16 protein-coding genes are annotated in these 15,909 nt (G+C 46.5%); 13 read left to right on the forward strand and 3 right to left on the reverse strand.

What is annotated here, in order from left to right; all coding sequences use genetic code 11:
* The first annotated feature begins 35 nt into the window (after positions 1-35).
* The 4 genes from M3629_RS05340 (at position 36) to M3629_RS05355 (ending at position 5,114) form a co-directional block, all read left to right on the forward strand.
* Positions 36-2,585 (forward strand): beta-mannosidase, encoded by a 2,550-nt coding sequence (locus tag M3629_RS05340; RefSeq protein WP_251503188.1) that lies wholly within the window; start codon positions 36-38, stop codon positions 2,583-2,585.
* Between the two features lie 202 nt (positions 2,586-2,787).
* A complete protein-coding gene (locus tag M3629_RS05345; RefSeq protein WP_251503189.1) occupies positions 2,788-3,255 on the forward strand; it encodes a stalk domain-containing protein in 468 nt (155 codons plus the stop codon).
* Positions 3,256-3,372: 117 nt separating this feature from the next.
* Positions 3,373-4,077, forward strand: coding sequence for a response regulator transcription factor (locus M3629_RS05350; RefSeq protein WP_251503190.1), 705 nt, complete (start codon positions 3,373-3,375; stop codon positions 4,075-4,077).
* Positions 4,074-5,114 (forward strand): sensor histidine kinase, encoded by a 1,041-nt coding sequence (locus M3629_RS05355; RefSeq protein ID WP_251503191.1) that lies wholly within the window; start codon positions 4,074-4,076, stop codon positions 5,112-5,114. The genes M3629_RS05350 and M3629_RS05355 overlap by 4 nt, the downstream gene beginning before the upstream one ends.
* Positions 5,115-5,260: 146 nt before the next feature.
* Here M3629_RS05355 and M3629_RS05360 read toward each other — a convergent pair whose 3' ends face one another.
* Entirely contained in the window at positions 5,261-5,926 is a 666-nt protein-coding gene (locus M3629_RS05360) for a hypothetical protein (protein WP_251503192.1), read from the reverse strand.
* A gap of 60 nt (positions 5,927-5,986) precedes the next feature.
* The gene (locus M3629_RS05365) at positions 5,987-6,508 is read right to left on the reverse strand and encodes a hypothetical protein (protein ID WP_251503193.1); all 522 of its coding nucleotides are present in this window, start codon (positions 6,506-6,508) and stop codon (positions 5,987-5,989) included.
* Positions 6,509-6,735: 227 nt separating this feature from the next.
* On the opposite strand from M3629_RS05365, the gene M3629_RS05370 reads away from it, so the two are divergent.
* From M3629_RS05370 to M3629_RS05390, 5 genes are all read left to right on the forward strand, one after another.
* Entirely contained in the window at positions 6,736-7,413 is a 678-nt protein-coding gene (locus M3629_RS05370; RefSeq protein ID WP_251503194.1) for an SOS response-associated peptidase, read from the forward strand.
* Between the two features lie 295 nt (positions 7,414-7,708).
* Positions 7,709-8,842 (forward strand): NADH-dependent flavin oxidoreductase, encoded by a 1,134-nt coding sequence (locus tag M3629_RS05375; protein ID WP_154985831.1) that lies wholly within the window; start codon positions 7,709-7,711, stop codon positions 8,840-8,842.
* Positions 8,843-9,010: 168 nt separating this feature from the next.
* Complete coding sequence (locus M3629_RS05380; protein WP_251503195.1) at positions 9,011-9,778, forward strand: DeoR/GlpR family DNA-binding transcription regulator; 768 nt, start codon at positions 9,011-9,013, stop codon at positions 9,776-9,778.
* A 284-nt stretch (positions 9,779-10,062) separates the two neighbouring features.
* Positions 10,063-10,521, forward strand: coding sequence for an OsmC family protein (locus M3629_RS05385; RefSeq protein ID WP_251503196.1), 459 nt, complete (start codon positions 10,063-10,065; stop codon positions 10,519-10,521).
* A 58-nt stretch (positions 10,522-10,579) separates the two neighbouring features.
* Entirely contained in the window at positions 10,580-11,176 is a 597-nt protein-coding gene (locus M3629_RS05390; protein WP_090920818.1) for a DUF2062 domain-containing protein, read from the forward strand.
* Here M3629_RS05390 and M3629_RS05395 read toward each other — a convergent pair.
* Positions 11,154-12,083 carry an AEC family transporter gene (locus tag M3629_RS05395; RefSeq protein WP_251503197.1) on the reverse strand — a complete coding sequence of 310 codons (930 nt, stop codon included), beginning with the start codon at positions 12,081-12,083 and terminating at the stop codon, positions 11,154-11,156. The two genes, M3629_RS05390 and M3629_RS05395, sit on opposite strands and share 23 nt — an antisense overlap.
* Before the next feature lie 222 nt (positions 12,084-12,305).
* Here M3629_RS05395 and M3629_RS05400 point away from each other — a divergent pair, with 222 nt between their 5' ends.
* The 4 genes from M3629_RS05400 (at position 12,306) to M3629_RS05415 (ending at position 15,825) form a co-directional block, all read left to right on the forward strand.
* On the forward strand, positions 12,306-13,388 hold the full coding sequence (locus tag M3629_RS05400) for a lactonase family protein (protein WP_251503198.1): 1,083 nt from the start codon (positions 12,306-12,308) through the stop codon (positions 13,386-13,388).
* 672 nt (positions 13,389-14,060) lie between these two features.
* Complete coding sequence (gene hxlA, locus M3629_RS05405; RefSeq protein ID WP_090920812.1) at positions 14,061-14,693, forward strand: 3-hexulose-6-phosphate synthase; 633 nt, start codon at positions 14,061-14,063, stop codon at positions 14,691-14,693.
* Positions 14,694-14,697: 4 nt separating this feature from the next.
* On the forward strand, positions 14,698-15,261 hold the full coding sequence (gene hxlB, locus M3629_RS05410; protein WP_251503199.1) for a 6-phospho-3-hexuloisomerase: 564 nt from the start codon (positions 14,698-14,700) through the stop codon (positions 15,259-15,261).
* A gap of 189 nt (positions 15,262-15,450) precedes the next feature.
* The gene (locus tag M3629_RS05415; RefSeq protein WP_251503200.1) at positions 15,451-15,825 is read left to right on the forward strand and encodes a winged helix-turn-helix transcriptional regulator; all 375 of its coding nucleotides are present in this window, start codon (positions 15,451-15,453) and stop codon (positions 15,823-15,825) included.
* The last annotated feature ends 84 nt before the right edge of the window (positions 15,826-15,909 follow it).

Raw genomic sequence — 15,909 nt, forward strand, 5'->3', positions numbered from 1 at the left:
ATACGTTGGTTACTCTAACGACATGGGAGGCTGTCATGAGCACAAACCTATCGCAACGATTTGAAAACTGGACGTTCAAGGCTAGTGAGGATCAGGAATGGATGCCGGCTCAGGTGCCTGGATGCGTACATACCGATCTGCTGAGATTAGGCAAGATTCCTGACCCGTTTTACGGGACAAATGAGAAGGAAGTGCAGTGGATCGACAAGAAGGACTGGGAGTATCGTACAACGTTCGATATTGAATCTGTTTTATATACGCAGGAGCATCTCGAACTTGTTTTCGACGGACTGGATACGTATGCGGATGTATATGTGAATGACACACATGTGTTGTCTGCGGATAACATGTTTCGAGTATGGAAGGCAGATGTAAAAGCATTGGTAAAGGAACGGGGGAATATGCTTCGCATTCATTTTCGTTCTCCCATTCAGGAGGATTTACCGAAGCTGGAGAAGCTGGGATATGCCTTGCCTGCATCCAATGATCAATCTGACGTGGGCGGTCTCGGGGATAAACGAGTAAGTATCTTTGCTCGCAAAGCGCCATATCATTACGGCTGGGATTGGGGTCCACGTTTTGTCACCAGTGGCATCTGGCGTGAAGTTAGGCTTGAGGGATGGACAGATGTGAAAATTAATGATTTATTTATCCGTCAAAATGAAGTGAATGCCACTTCGGCACAAGTCACCGCCGTGGTAGAGGTGGAAACTTCTCAGCCTATAGATACCGTTATTCGCGTAGGCGCAGATGGTCAACGCTGGGAGAAGGCCATATCTTTGCAAGGAGGCTCCCATACGGTAGAGATCCCGATCTCGATTCAGAATCCTAAGCTCTGGTGGAGCCGCGGATTGGGTGAAGCGTATCGGTATGCATTTGCTGCCGAAGTACTTCAAGGTGACCGTGCGGTCGCAGCGTATGAGGTCAAAACGGGACTTCGCTCCATCCGTCTTGTTCGCGACCCGGACGAAGCCGGAGCTTCCTTTTATTTTGAACTGAACGGAGTTGCGGTGTTCGCTAAGGGAGCCAACCACATTCCGAATGACAGTTTTATCACCGAAGTGACACGAGAGCGGTACATGCATGAGATCATATCGGCAGCGGAGTCCAACATGAATATGCTGCGTGTATGGGGCGGTGGCTTTTATGAAGAGGACGTGTTCTACGACCTGTGTGATGAATACGGTATCATGGTGTGGCAGGATTTTATGTTCGCGTGCAGCATGTATCCGGGTGACGAATCGTTCCTGAGCAGTGTCCGCCATGAAGCGATTGACAATGTGAAACGACTGCGTAACCATCCGAGTATTGTACTGTGGTGTGGCAACAATGAGATTGATTCGGCTTGGGCGCATTATAATGAAAACGGTGGCTGGGGCTGGAAAAAGGATTACAATGCCGAACAGCGCGAACGCATCTGGGCGGACTATGAGGCCATTTTCCATGACCTACTGCCAGAAGTGGTCGAAGCGTATGCACCTGGTATCGACTACTGGCCTTCTTCCCCTATCGTATCGCTGACAGGAGACGAAAAACAGCATGCTCATCCGTCTACATCGGAAGGGGATATCCATTATTGGGGCGTGTGGCACAATGTCGAGCCTTTTGAGAATTACAATACTTATGTAGGCCGTTTTATGAGTGAGTATGGGTTCCAGTCGTTTCCGGAATACAAGTCGGTACGCACGTATGCGGAGGAAAAAGACTTGGCGCTGGAGTCGGAGGTCATGCTTGCACATCAGAAGAACGGTGCGGGTAATCGGCTGATCAAGCAGTATATGGATATGTATTTGCATGAACCGAAGGATTTCCCATCCTTCCTGTATATGAGTCAGGTCCTTCAAGCGGAAGCGATGAAAACCGCAATCGAAGCCCACCGCCGCCGCAAACCTTACTGTATGGGAACGCTCTACTGGCAAATGAATGATTGCTGGCCTGTCGCTTCGTGGGCGGGTATGGACTATCTTGGTCGCTGGAAGGCATTGCAATATTATGCGAAACGTAGTTTCAATGATGTATTGGTTTCCGTGGATGGTACCAAAGAAGACGTCACAGATATCTATGTGGTTTCTGATCTATTGAAGAAGGTGGAGGGGGAGCTTCAAGTTCAATTGATTGGATTCGATGGCACGGTGCACTGGGAAGAGACTTTTGCAGTAAACGTAGCACCCAATGCAGGTGAGAAGTTGTTGTCCTTACGTAATGCAGACTGGCTTGAAGGGCATGATGCTACGACGACGCTACTGCGGATCGCTCTCCGTCAAGAGGGAGTAACAGACATTGTCCAGGAGCATTACTTCGTGCCTGCCAAAGAGCTTGCGCTTCAGCCTGCGAGCATCAAAGTCAGCGGAGGAGCGGATGAGGAGGGTGTACATCTGTTGCTGGAAAGTGATGTTCTTGCCAAGCAGGTGTGGATGTCTTCGGAAGTTGAAGGGGTCTTCTCGGATAACTTCTTTGATCTGATTCCCGGGTTTCCGGTAAAGGTGAAGTTCATCTCCAGAGAAGGTTTACAGCAAGCAGATGTCAATTCGAATCCAGGGGCGGCCCAGGTTCGATCCATGGCTGATTTTATTCGAGTGAACTAAATGTGAGGCAAGCGAAAAAAAAGACGTAGCAACGAATAAAACGGTTGAAGTCTCTCGCGGAGAGGGACTTCAACCGTTTTTTGTGACAGGATGATACCACAAATTACATCGTAATGGTTTCGTAACATTTTGCTTAGAGAATCGTAAGTTGTTTTCCTTATTGTAGTTCATGCAAGCAACTAAACCATGGAGAGTGATAACAATGATGAAAACAAGCAAAAGCAAAAAAATGATTGCGGCAGCGGTGTTGATGATGTCTTTAACCTTTTCAGGATTAGCAAGTGCAAGCGCTACAGAGATGAAAATGATTAAAAAGGATGGCATGGAACTTGTGCAATTGAGACAGGCGGCAAAAATGTATGGTTACAGCATTATGTGGGACAGCAAAGACCGCTCGGTAACGTTAATGTATATGGACAACATGCACGACAAGATGATGGAAGACGATATGAAAATGAAAAATGACATGATGATGAAGGACGACATGATGATGGAAGGTGCTATGATGCCTGCAGCTAAAACCATTAAAGTGTGGGTTGGTTCTACAAAAATGATGGTAGACGGCATGCAGGTTAGCTTGAAGTCAATGCCCATGATTCATGAGGGCAACACATATGTAACGGATATGGTCATTTCCAAATACATGATGCCGATGAAGGCCATGAAGTGAAGGTAACGAAGTAAACGTAAAAAATTGAAAGTAAGGCAGATCAATAATACTGAAACATGATCCTTGCCCTGTGATATGATGATGCCAGATGCTTGTTTTGAATATGGGGTGAGTTCATTGAATGAGCGTATCATGGTTGCCGATGATGACAGTAATATTACAGACGTTTGTCGCAGGTACCTCGAAAGGGAAGGTTATTCCGTGGTGACAGCTAAGGATGGTATGGAGGCGATTGAGTTGTGGCGCAGCCACACGCCAGATCTGATTGTGCTGGACCTGATGATGCCACATAAAAATGGATGGGAAATCTGTAATGAGATTCGGCAATACGAGGATGTACCCATTGTTATGCTGACTGCTCGTGGGGAAGAGCAGGATCGACTGATGGGTCTGACGATGGGAGCAGATGATTATCTGACCAAGCCATTTAGTCCGAGAGAACTCGTTCTGCGTGTCAAAGCGATATTGCGCAGAATGCGAACGGTACAGGTGTCGCCTGCCACTCATTCATCACATACGATTCGTTATGAAGGGCTGACCATTGATTTTGTGAAACGTGAGGTAGAGATTGACGGACGGCTGATTGACTTGACAGTTACTGAATTTGAGATGTTGTATTTGCTAGCCAGCCACCCGGGACAGGTGTTTTCGCGTAGTCAGATGTTAAGCAAAATATGGGATTTTAGCTACGAGGGAGATACGACGACCGTAACCGTGCATATTCGAAGATTACGAGAGAAGATCGAGCAAAATGCTTCCGATCCAAAATATATTAAAACGGTTTGGGGTATAGGTTATAAGTTTGCAGGTGGCTCATCATGAAATTACGCACGTATCTGGTATTGTCCAGTCTCCTGGGCATCGGGGTATTGTTGATTTGTTTGTTCGTCAGTTATTCCAAAATGCTGCTCACCATCGATCAATTGTATTGGCTGTCGGGTATAACGGCCGGGGTAGGTTTACTTTCGTTTGTTCTCCAGTATGTATTAACGAAGCCATTGGAAAAATCAATAGCTCGTATTACCGAGCGTACAGTGAAGGTAGCCGAAGGGGATTTCCATACGGAAGTCCCTCTCATCGGGCCACAGGAATTCAAACTGCTGGCACAGCAATTTAATGAAATGAGTTCCAGACTGAAGGATAGTTTTGACGATCTTCATCAATCCGAATCGGCCAGGCGTGAGCTGATAGCGAATGTGTCTCATGACTTACGTACACCACTGGCCTCGATTCAGGCCTTTGTCGAAGCGCTGAAGGATGATGTGATTAAGGATGAAGCCACCTTCAGGCGTTATTTGAATACGATTCGCCTTGAAACGAAGAGGCTGGGAGGGCTGATCCAGGACTTGTTTGATCTATCGAGTCTGGAGGCCCAAGGGGAGCCATTTGATCCAGAGCCCAATCATGTTGATGAGTTGTTGCTTAGCACACTCGAGGGCTTTTCGTTCCATCTTGCCGAGAAAGAGCTGAATGTGGAGATTGAGTTGCCTGATCAATTGCCAGCTGCCATGATGGTACCTGCACAGATGAAACGGGTGGTCTCCAATTTATTGCAAAATGCCATCCAATACTCTTCTACAGGAGGCACAATCATGCTTACTGCCACAGAGCAGGGAGCGTTTTTGCAAATTGCGGTGTTGGATCAAGGTGAGGGGATTGAAGCGGAAGAAACGACACGTATTTTTGAACGGTTTTACCGGATTGATAAATCCCGTAGTAAAAGTAGTGGTGGAGCTGGACTTGGGCTCGCGATCGCTCAATCCATTGTGGAACGGCATGGAGGCGAAATTGGAGTTCAGAGTAAGAAGGGAGAAGGAAGTTGTTTCTGGTTTACCCTTCCGGTATTTGTCAATCGCTAGCCATTGGCATGGAGAGATTTTGATCATAACGATAACGTAAAAACGTGCCACCCCGTATTTGGGGTAGCACGTTTTATTATTCTTATGTAGAGCGGCATGTTGAGATGGACATCAAATAAGTAAGTAGGTAAAAGAGTAAATATACGTTACGGATTGGACTGTTTGTTTTTGATTTGTTGCAATTCGCTCAGGCTGAGCGTCAGATCATTCTCCGGATTTGCGCTAACAATCACCTCAGACTGGGATTGCTGGCTGGCTTGGTTTGATTTTGAAGCAGGTTTGACCACATAGAGACTTTGGACGCTGTTCAGCAGGCTTGCAGGAGTATCCGCATATGTTTCGAGAAAAAGTACATAATCCTTGGCTTGCATAAGCTTAAAGCTGTCATCGTTGACGATTTCGGTGTTGCCCAATTGTCCACCCAGCTGTTTGACTTCAAGCCGATCCCCGGTTGTGTAAGCCCCTTTGTAGGATTCAGTCACCTGAACCGTATAGATCGTATAGATTTTGTCGAAAGAAACCTGTGCATCTGCTGCACTTCCCGCTGCATTCATATGGTTCTGATCCTGGGAGGCAGCTTGTACCCTGTCATCTAAAGCTTCAACCCGGGTTTGGATGACATTGCCCTTCACAATGGTATCGGCCCGTTGGGACAAGGCATCTACACTGCCATAAGTGGGATAATCTTCGGATGCGATGATCGTGACGGGAGCATCGGGGGGAGAAGCGGCGGGAGTTGCTGGAGAGCAGCCGATGGCAGACAAGGTAAAGATGGACGAGACGAGCAAGGTAAGTACTCGATTCTTTTTCATGGATTGGAATCCTCCTTGGAAATAAAATATAAATGAAGTGGAATGATGACGTACGAAAGATTAGTATCTGGATCTGACATTATTGATATCGAAGGCTTGCGGTTTGGTCATGGAATTTCGGTTACGTGTGTAAGACATAATGGAAGGACTATTCGTTGTAGGGTTGTCCCCAAGCCAGACGGAGTGGCCCAGTTCATGGACGAACACACTTTGTATAAAGTTGGATAGATTGGATGCATCAGCAGTAATCGTGGAGGCGTTGAGTTCGATGCGGAAGTTGACAACCTGATTGCCGGAGACGGAAGCGTAGTTGACACCATAAGCGGTATTGTTGAAATTACCAGCGGTGATCGTGTTCGGAGAATTATTCGTTTTGACGAATTGCACTTTGGCTCCCGCATTGTTCCAGTTGGCAAGAGAGGCATCCATTGGACCCTGCCATGCAGAAGCATAGTTGTAGGTCTTGATTGGAATGGTGGAACTTGGGTAGCCGTAATTCAAAAAGGTTGCTGCATAGATCGTGCTACCAAACATCGCAAGCGCAGAAAAAAACATCAGGCTCATCAAAAACTTCCTTTTCATACTTAAAACCTCCAATAAATGTATATTTTCTCTATTATAGTAACAAGGAAATGTGTACCTGAAATGAGTCTCAAGTCGTTGTTTTTGTTATGGAAAAAAGGAAAAAACCTGTGCAATAAAGGAATGTTGTCACAACAAGTCGCTTTCTGTCTTGGGAAGGTATGCATAAATTCCCTTAACTCACAAATAATACACTCAACCTTACTAGGAAAAAGGAGTGTATAGGGATGTGCGAACGTTTTTCACTCGCGGCTGATCTAGATGAAGTTCGGGATCATTTCAAGGTACAACGAGTCATGTATTACTATAAAAATCGCTATAATATCAGTCCAACGCAACATACGCCGATCATTCTGCATCAGGATGGAGAACGTGTGCTGGATGAATTTCGTTGGGGATTCATTCCGTTCTGGGGGAGGGATGCGGTGAATGCTAATTTAATGACTGTGCATGAAAACCCCGCGTATTATAAGTTAGTGGAGACCAAACGCTGTGTTATTCCATGCAATGGGCTGTATTACTGGCGACAAGAAGGCAAGAAGCGTTATGCCGTGCGTGTTGTCATGCCGGATCGCGGACTTTTTGGCATTGCGGGATTGTATGAGATCTGGAAAGATACCCGCAAGCAACCGCTTCGCACCTGTACGATGCTCATGGCTGGCGCGAATCTGGCAACACGTGAGTTTGGAAACAAGATGCCGGCTATTCTCATGGATGATGAGATCAACACCTGGCTTGATCCGGCCAATACCAGAGTTACACAGTTGTTGCCACTGCTTAAAACATACAATCGCACAGAGATGAATCTATACCCGGTCACGCCGATGGTGGCGAACGACGAACATGATTGTTATGAATGTGTGGAAGAGATGGATCAGAAGCTGGCTTACGTGCGGAGTTACTGAGGAATGACTCAACTGAGGGATGCTTAGGGTATTACCGAGGTTTTCTGAAGATTTAGCTACGTTCATGTTTATGGTTTCTAAGTTTCTGAACTCTGGAAATGGTTAATAACAGGATGGGGCGTCTGAGGACACTCTGTCCTTTTTTAGTTGTGTCATTGTTTCCGTTGTAGGCTGACAAGGAATGGAAAAAGAAAAGTTGCAATTGAGTTGAAACGTAACTATAATAATTACAGTAGTTGAATGTATATATCCATATATCTATTTAAAGAGATATAATATCAGGAGGGAACCACGAATGAATCCAAAGTATTCGAAAATGTTTGAACAAGTTTCACTGCCAAGCAGCGGCATTACACTGAAAAACCGGATCGTGCTTGCTCCTATGACTCATATGTCCTCTAATTCAGATGGTACGGTATCTGATGCCGAGCTTGCATATTATGCACGTCGCACAGGTGGGGCTGGCATGTCGGTTACAGCGGTAACACATGTTACGCCTAACGGTATCGGCTTCCCTGCACAATTCGGCTCTTATGATGACAGCTTTGTGCCTGGACTGAAACGTCTGGCTGAAACGATTAAACAGCAAGGTTCTGTTGCCGTACTGCAAATGTTCCATGCAGGCCGTCTGACTCCGGAACAAGCCGTTCCTGCGGGACAAGTGGTTGCACCTAGTGCAGTCGCAAGTGAACGCCCAGGTTCACCGGAACCAAGAGAAATGACGGATGAAGAGATTACTTCTGTCATTCGTGATTTCGGTGAAGCGACTCGCCGTGCGATTGAAGCTGGTTTTGACGGTATTGAGATTCATGGTGCGAATGGTTATCTGATTCAGCAGTTTTTCTCCCCACATTCCAACCGGCGCGAAGATCGCTGGGGCGGCAGTGTAGAGAAACGTTTGGCGTTCCCATTAGCCGTTGTAGATGAGGTACAGCGTGTCGTTGCCGAGCATACTAAACTTCCGTTTATCGTGGGTTACCGTTTCTCGCCGGAAGAGCCAGAAACGCCAGGACTAACAATGGAGGATACGTATGCACTGGTTGATGCTTTGAAAGATAAAAATCTCGACTATTTGCATGTTTCCTTGAATGAGTTCTGGTCGAAGCCAAGACGTGGTGAAGAGGATACACGTGCCAGAATTGAATTTATCCTGGATCGTGTTGGCGGTAAAGTACCTGTAATTGGTGTTGGATCGATTCATACCGCCGATGAAGCAGCAGAAGCGCTGGAAACCGGCGTACCGTTGCTTGCGATTGGACGTGAGCTGATCATCGAGCCAGACTGGGTCGAGAAGATTGAAAGCGGACGTGAAGAGGATATTGAGACCATTCTGACGAAATCCGATCAAGAGCGTTTGGTGATTCCTGATGGATTGTGGAATGCAATTATCCACACACCGGGTTGGTTCCCTATGGCAGAGGATAAATAATTTATCGGAATGACTGGATGGAGGAGGCGCAAGCCTCCTCTTTTTACATATGCATGGATGTTTATGGACGTCATTTTTTGTAGATGTGTGAAATTCTCCTTCCAACTGCTCTATGGTATGATGGGTAACAGGATTAACTGGTATATTAACGGTTTGGAGTGAATGAAGATGCTCGTTGCGGAACGATATGAGAAAATTGTGGAATGGGTGGATGCGCATGGAAGCATGCGTGTCACTGAGCTTAGTGAGCGCTGTGGAGTGACCGAAGAAACGATTCGCCGTGATCTGGACAAGCTGGAGCAGGCGGGCAGGCTCAGACGCTCGCATGGTGGAGCGGTGAGTGTGAAATACAAGGATGAATCGCAAACCGAGATTCCGTATCCCGAGCGTGCTGTTGCCCATGCCGATGAGAAGCGCCGCATTGCAAGTGAAGCGGTGAAACTGGTGGAACCCGGTGACCGGATTGCTTTGGATGCAAGTACTACCGCGTGGTATATGGCAGCTGGACTGCCCAATATTCCGCTGACGGTATTAACCAATTCAATTAAAGTTGCCGCGGAGCTAAGCGCGAAAGAACAGATTCGCGTCATTGCTACAGGTGGACAGCTTGCCTCCAAATCCTTATCCTTTGTCGGGCCGCTCGCAGAGCGCTCGCTGGATGCGTATCATGTGGATAAAGTGTTTTTGTCTTGCAAAGGCGTACATCTGACCAAGGGCATCAGCGAGTCGAATGAACTACAGGCTTTGGTAAAGCAGAAAATGATTCATATTGCTGACGAGGTCATTTTGCTAGCCGATTCGAGCAAATTTAACATTCAAGCTTTTACAAGAGTAGCTGGCATGGAGAGTGTTGGAAAGGTCATTACCGATCAGGGTGTGCAGGATGAACATGTTGACGCACTGAAAGAGCTTCAAATTCCGTGTATACGTGTGTGATCGTAAAGGAAGTCAGAATATTACAAATGAATATTTATAAGTTAAACTCTTTATTTACACTTTAACGGAGGGGACAGAGAAAAACTGAAAAAGCGGAGCTAAAAGCTTTCTTAAAAGAAAGCTAACATCGGAAGCATACGCTTCGCCTTTATCACCGGATTTTTCCCTTTGGAAAAGGGAATCCAAAAAAATCTGGGGATAACAGCGATTGGAGGTTTATTCTGTCATTGGAGTGTCGGTGTAAAAGTATTTAGTTCGACTTATCATAGAAAGGATCGATGACAATGAAACATCCGTTTCACTTAAAGGCGGTATGGAATGGCGGACGTAACAGTGAGGGCACGATTGATGCAGGAGGTTTGAAAACCGTCATTTCGATCCCGCAGGAGATGGGCGGCCCTGGTACAGGAACGAACCCGGACGAGATGCTACTGGGGGCAGCGGCAACCTGTTACCTGATTACCCTTGCGGCGATGCTGGAGCGTTCAGATATTACTCCTGATGAGCTGACGCTGGAATCGGAGGCAACGGTGGATGTGACCAATAACATCTTTACGTATGAACGTATCGTACACAGGCCGCGAATCGTGCTTCCACAAGATACATCCGAATCGGATCTGAGTAAGGCCGAGAAGCTGGCGCATAAGGCAGAAGCATCCTGTATGATCTCTCGGGCAGTATCTGGCAATGTGAGGATGGAAACCTGTCCGGTGATTGTAACCACTGGAGCTGACGCAGTGTGATATAATTGGTGGGTAGACGACATGATTCGTCATTTGTGCAAATAAGGAGAAATTCAGGATGAAAAACCAGAAGCGCAAACCCAATCGAATGGCACGTTTGACTCGTGCAATGAAACTGAATTTTCTCAAACTTTTACGTGCTCCGGGTGGTGCTCATAAAGTATCTACCGGATTTGCTATAGGATTCGGTCTCGAACTGATCGTAATCTCGACTGCATCCCTGATTTATCTTGTGTTTTATCCGATCGTTCGTTTGTCTGGCGGCTCCATGCCAGCGGCCATTGTAGGCAACGTGGTGGGCAAATTGACATTTCTGCCGATTATTCTTATGCCACTTGCGAAACAGATAGGTTCATGGATTTTGCCAGCGCACAGTATGGGACAGGGACCTATGCATGAGAGCGCATGGAGGGAACTGTTTCATGGAAACTGGTCAGCGGTAAGTGAATTGCTGCTCGGTGGACTTGATATCCTGGCAGGTATGAGTGTGCTTGGGTTAATTTTGGGATTCATTTCGTACTTTGTCGTCAAATACTTCTATGTTAGAGCTCTTCATCGGCGGCATGAACGCCGGCTGGAGAAGCGCCGCCAAGCGGCAAACGCTTCAGGCCTTAGCACGGCGTCTGTACTGATCAGGAAGACATCACAATCATAATTGGCAGGAAGACCATGGAAACAGCGGTAGTCCACAGAATACAGCGGGATACAAATTGCGGAGATGCACCGAACTGTTCAGCCAAAATAACAGCGTTCACTGCGGTTGGCATCGAGGCGAGGATAAGCAACACAGGGAATAATGTTCCTTCTACTTGCAGTGCTTTCAGTATAAGCCAGGCTAAAATCGGTGCTGCAACCAGCCTGACAACAATTCCGGCCCAAAAAGCCTTACGAACATTCGATTGCCAAGGTGCTGTATCTCCTTTGGGTCGTAACATCTGAGCGCCCAGAATCGCCAAGACAATAGGAGAATAACCGGTAGCCATCATCGAAACGCCCCCATCCAGAGCATCAGGAAGGGAAATGCCCGAGCTCCGCATGATGACTGCGATCACAGCTGCGTAGATGGTAGGCATGCGGAATACGGACAGCATCGCGTTTTTTACCGTGAATTCGGATCTTGCGGCAAAGAAAATACCTACCGTATTGACGATAATCATCTGTCCAATGACGTAGACCGAAGCCTTGTCCAGTCCAAGTTGACCAAAGGCAAGCAACACAAGCGGGAGCCCGTAGTTCACACAGTTGGTAAATGTGGAGACGAGGGTCAGTCCTGCTTTTTCAGGTGCACCCAGACCAAAGATTCTGCTTATGATCTCAGCCAGAGCCCAGAGGGCGATCAAGTTGAGGATAGAGAACCAGAAAGTGCTTGTAACATCCGTCCAGGTAATCTCTGCGTGTAGCAGGGTATGGAAGATAAGCGCAGGACTTAAAATATAGAGTGAAAATGCCGAAAGCGGCCGTGTATCCCAGTCCTTGAAATGTTTTAACAATATTCCGCCAATGACGGGCAAGGATATGGGTAGGAACACATGATAGAGCGTAATGAAGAACGAGGTAAACAATCTGTTCAGTCCTTTCTAGATGAAAAACCTATCTTATCATAGCAGGAAATGCTCGACAGTTGAATGTATAGGGACATAATCCTTGTACAGATACGCATTTCATTGCGTTAAACATGGCAGGCTCCGGTAGAGTGAGCAGGGGTCCGATTGCTATTTTGATATGGCAGATTTATTATAGAAGAGGTGCAACAAGATTACATACACATAGAGGAGGAAACTGTAATGAGTGAATCAAAACGCTTGCTCGTACTAGTCGGCTCTTATGCCGAAGCGGAAAATGAGGGCATTTACGCATATGAATTAAATGAGGATACAGGCAGTCTGGCGAAGCTGGACGGCATTGCGGGCGTGAAAAACCCGACGTTTGTTAACGTGGACGCGCAAGCAAACAAGCTATATGCGATTGGTGAAACGGTGTCTGCCGAGGGCAATAAAATGTCTGAAGCGGTAGCACTGAGCGTAGATCCTTCGACGGGTAAATTGACTTTGCTCAATCGCAAAGACTCCATCTCTGCTCCTCCATGCCACATTCAGCGTGACCCTTCCGGTAAATATTTGATCCTGTCCAGCTATCACGGTGGATTGGTAGGACTTCAAGCCCTTACAGACAATGGTGAAGTTGGAGCACTTCTGGACGAGAAGAAACATGAAGGACACGGGGCACATCCTGAGCGTCAGGACAAGCCACATGTGCACTCGGCATTCTTCAGCCCGGATGGTAAATATATGATGGTACAGGATTTGGGCGCAGATAAAATTGCGATCTACTCCATTAACGCAGACACCAATGAACTGGTGCTTCACAGCGAAACGAAAACTCATCCGGGCGCAGGACCACGCCACTTGGCCTTCCATCCGAATGGTCAGTTTGCCTATGTGATCAACGAAGTGGATTCGTCTGTCACATCTTACAAGTATGATGCAGCTGCGGGTACGCTGACTGAAATCTCCAATATTTCAACGCTTCCTGACGGCTATGATGGCGCTGAGAATACTACTGCTGAGATCACGGTTTCGAACGATGGCCGTTTTGTATATGGTTCCAACCGTGGACATGACAGCATCGTCGTATTTGCAGTAGATGCAGACAAAGGTCATCTGAGCCTGGTAGAGCATGTCTCCGCAGAGGGACAGCACCCGCGTCATTTCGCATTGACACCGAATGGTAAACTGCTGATTGCGGCTAACCGTGATACAAACAACATGGTTACCTTTACGGTGGATCAGGAGAGCGGCCGCCTGAAATACACAGGTCACAGCACAGGCGTATCCAAGCCGGTATGTGTGAAACCCGTATATCTGTAAGAGGTCGATGGATAAATAGATAGGAACATACAGCGCTTATGCTGCTATGAAAAATCAAGAAGAATCCTGCCTGAAAAGACAGGGTTCTTCTTTTTCTTTTTGATAAAAGACTTTATGAAAAGTGAATAACATCCATTGTAAGAAACCTACATCATTGATGTTGTACAAACAATACGCTGTTCGTAAATAGCATTGACTTTAGAATAGATGAAGATAGATGTATCTCAAGAATTGATTCGTATAACAAGGTAAAATATACATTAGTTTCTCCCAAGTAACTACCTCACTTGAAAGTGCGTACTTCCTGAATGGATAGTCAGGCTCTACAATGAACTAGCAACCACCATTACGAGATGCTGGCCTCAGCAACGGATCATTGGCGGTAAAAATAAACATTTGGATCTATATAAGTTGAACTATTTTTTACACGTTAACGGAGAGGACAGAAAAAACCTGGAAAAGCGAAGCGCTCGCCTAAAAGCTTTCTGCAAGAAAGCTGCATCGGAAGCATACGCTTATCACCGGATTTTTCCCTTTGGAAAAGGGAATCAAAAAAATCTGGGGATAACAGCGGTTGGAAGGTTCTTCTGTCATCGGAGTGGACTGTGTAAATCTTGATTTCAACTTATACAGCATCATTAATCAACCTCAAATACAAAGGAGATATAAAACATGAAATTACAACTCGCACTAGATTTGGTTAACATCCCGGAAGGTATCGCATTGGTTAAAGAAGTTGAACAATATATTGATATCGTTGAGATCGGCACACCGATTATTATTAATGAAGGATTGCATGCTGTAAAAGCAATGAAGGAAGCTTATCCTAATCTGCAAGTTCTTGCGGACCTGAAAATTATGGACGCTGGCGGATATGAAATCATGAAAGCAGCTGAAGCGGGTGCAGACTTGATCACCGTTCTGGGTGCAAGTAACGATATGACGATCAAAGGCGCTGTAGAAGAAGCGAAAAAACAAAACAAAGAAGTTCTCGTGGATATGATCAACGTGCCTAACCTGGAACAACGTGCACGTGAAGTTGACGCTCTGGGTGTAGACTACATCTGTGTTCACACTGGTTATGACCTGCAAGCGGTTGGACAGAGCCCATTCGAAGACCTGCAAACGATCAAAGGTGCAGTGAAAAATGCAAAAACTGCGGTTGCTGGTGGTATCAAATTAGACACATTGCCAGAAGTTGTGAAAGCACAACCTGACTTGGTCATCGTTGGTGGCGGTATTACAGGACAAGCTGATAAAGCAGCTGTAGCATCCGAAATGCAGCGCCTTGTTCAACAAGGGTAAGCTGATGAGCAGCAAACAATACGCCGCAGACATCCTGAAGGAATTGGAACGCACGTTAAGCCAGCTTGACGATGGCGAGATGCAGGCAATGGCCAAGCAGGTGTTAGCTGCGGAACGCGTTTTTGTAGCTGGAGCGGGTCGTTCAGGTCTGATGGGAAAAGCATTCGCGATGCGATTGATGCAGATGGGACTTACCGTTTATGTCGTAGGCGAGACGGTGACGCCAGGGATCAGCTCAGCAGATTTCCTGCTGTTATGTTCTGGTTCTGGCGAGACAGGCGGGCTGGCGGCGATGGCACGTAAAGCGAATCATGCAGGTGCACCTGTAGGATTAATCACAATTAAGCCGGAGTCCACGATCGCACAGCTGGCACAAGCAGTCGTTCGTCTGCCTGCCTCTGCAAAAGAGGATACGGCGGGAGCTGGAGCAGACGTTACCATTCAGCCTATGGGCTCCTTGTTTGAGCAAAGCCTGTTGTTAAGCATGGACGCGCTGATCCTCACTATGATGGAGATAAAAGGCATGACCGGTGCAGATATGTTCAGCCGACACGCGAATCTGGAGTAGCCGATCGAAGCGTTTACTTGTAAACTTGTAAATAAGTTATTAAATAAGAAATAGACCGGAATCCTGTGCTATTGCAAGGATTGCGGTCTTTTCTGTGAAAAAGATGAGCGAACTTTTCATTCGGTCCGTGCTATAGTAAAATGAAGTATTAGAGTTTGATATCGTACGAGATAAAGGGGGCTTGGAGCCATGGCGTCCGAGGTCAAAGAACGCATTAATTTAAAAGAAATCAACTGTGAAAAGGAATTAACGCTGGCGGTGATTGGCGGCAAGTGGAAACTGATTATATTGTGGCATTTGGGTCTGGAGGGCACCAAACGTTTCAGTGAGTTAAAACGCCTGATTCCCCATATTACGCAAAAGATGCTAACGAACCAACTACGGGAGCTGGAGGAGGACAAACTGGTGGAGCGCAAGGTGTACGCCGAAGTTCCGCCGAGAGTTGAATATTCACTGACGGATCATGGACAGAGTCTGATGCCCGTGTTGCATGCGATGTATAACTGGGGTAAAAACTATGGTGAAAATGTCATCTGGAAAGCGGACGAATTGAACGTTTTATAGTACACCAATGAATATCCTGAAGAATCAGAAATGAATGATCGATTAACGAAACGTCAAGCAAACTGGACATCCCCAGAGCTTGAC

The organism is Paenibacillus polysaccharolyticus, from assembly GCF_023714295.1.
GTDB classification, from domain to species: Bacteria; Bacillota; Bacilli; order Paenibacillales; family Paenibacillaceae; genus Paenibacillus; species Paenibacillus polysaccharolyticus_A.

Coding starts and splice junctions, on each gene's coding strand:
- M3629_RS05340 (WP_251503188.1), top strand. CDS start 36: ATGAGCACAAACCTATCGCAACGATTTGAAAACTGGACGTTCAAGGCT.
- M3629_RS05345 (WP_251503189.1), top strand. CDS start 2,788: ATGATGAAAACAAGCAAAAGCAAAAAAATGATTGCGGCAGCGGTGTTG.
- M3629_RS05355 (WP_251503191.1), top strand. CDS start 4,074: ATGAAATTACGCACGTATCTGGTATTGTCCAGTCTCCTGGGCATCGGG.
- M3629_RS05360 (WP_251503192.1), bottom strand. CDS start 5,926: ATGAAAAAGAATCGAGTACTTACCTTGCTCGTCTCGTCCATCTTTACC.
- M3629_RS05365 (WP_251503193.1), bottom strand. CDS start 6,508: ATGAAAAGGAAGTTTTTGATGAGCCTGATGTTTTTTTCTGCGCTTGCG.
- M3629_RS05370 (WP_251503194.1), top strand. CDS start 6,736: ATGTGCGAACGTTTTTCACTCGCGGCTGATCTAGATGAAGTTCGGGAT.
- M3629_RS05375 (WP_154985831.1), top strand. CDS start 7,709: ATGAATCCAAAGTATTCGAAAATGTTTGAACAAGTTTCACTGCCAAGC.
- M3629_RS05380 (WP_251503195.1), top strand. CDS start 9,011: ATGCTCGTTGCGGAACGATATGAGAAAATTGTGGAATGGGTGGATGCG.
- M3629_RS05385 (WP_251503196.1), top strand. CDS start 10,063: ATGAAACATCCGTTTCACTTAAAGGCGGTATGGAATGGCGGACGTAAC.
- M3629_RS05390 (WP_090920818.1), top strand. CDS start 10,580: ATGAAAAACCAGAAGCGCAAACCCAATCGAATGGCACGTTTGACTCGT.
- M3629_RS05400 (WP_251503198.1), top strand. CDS start 12,306: ATGAGTGAATCAAAACGCTTGCTCGTACTAGTCGGCTCTTATGCCGAA.
- hxlA (WP_090920812.1), top strand. CDS start 14,061: ATGAAATTACAACTCGCACTAGATTTGGTTAACATCCCGGAAGGTATC.
- hxlB (WP_251503199.1), top strand. CDS start 14,698: ATGAGCAGCAAACAATACGCCGCAGACATCCTGAAGGAATTGGAACGC.
- M3629_RS05415 (WP_251503200.1), top strand. CDS start 15,451: ATGGCGTCCGAGGTCAAAGAACGCATTAATTTAAAAGAAATCAACTGT.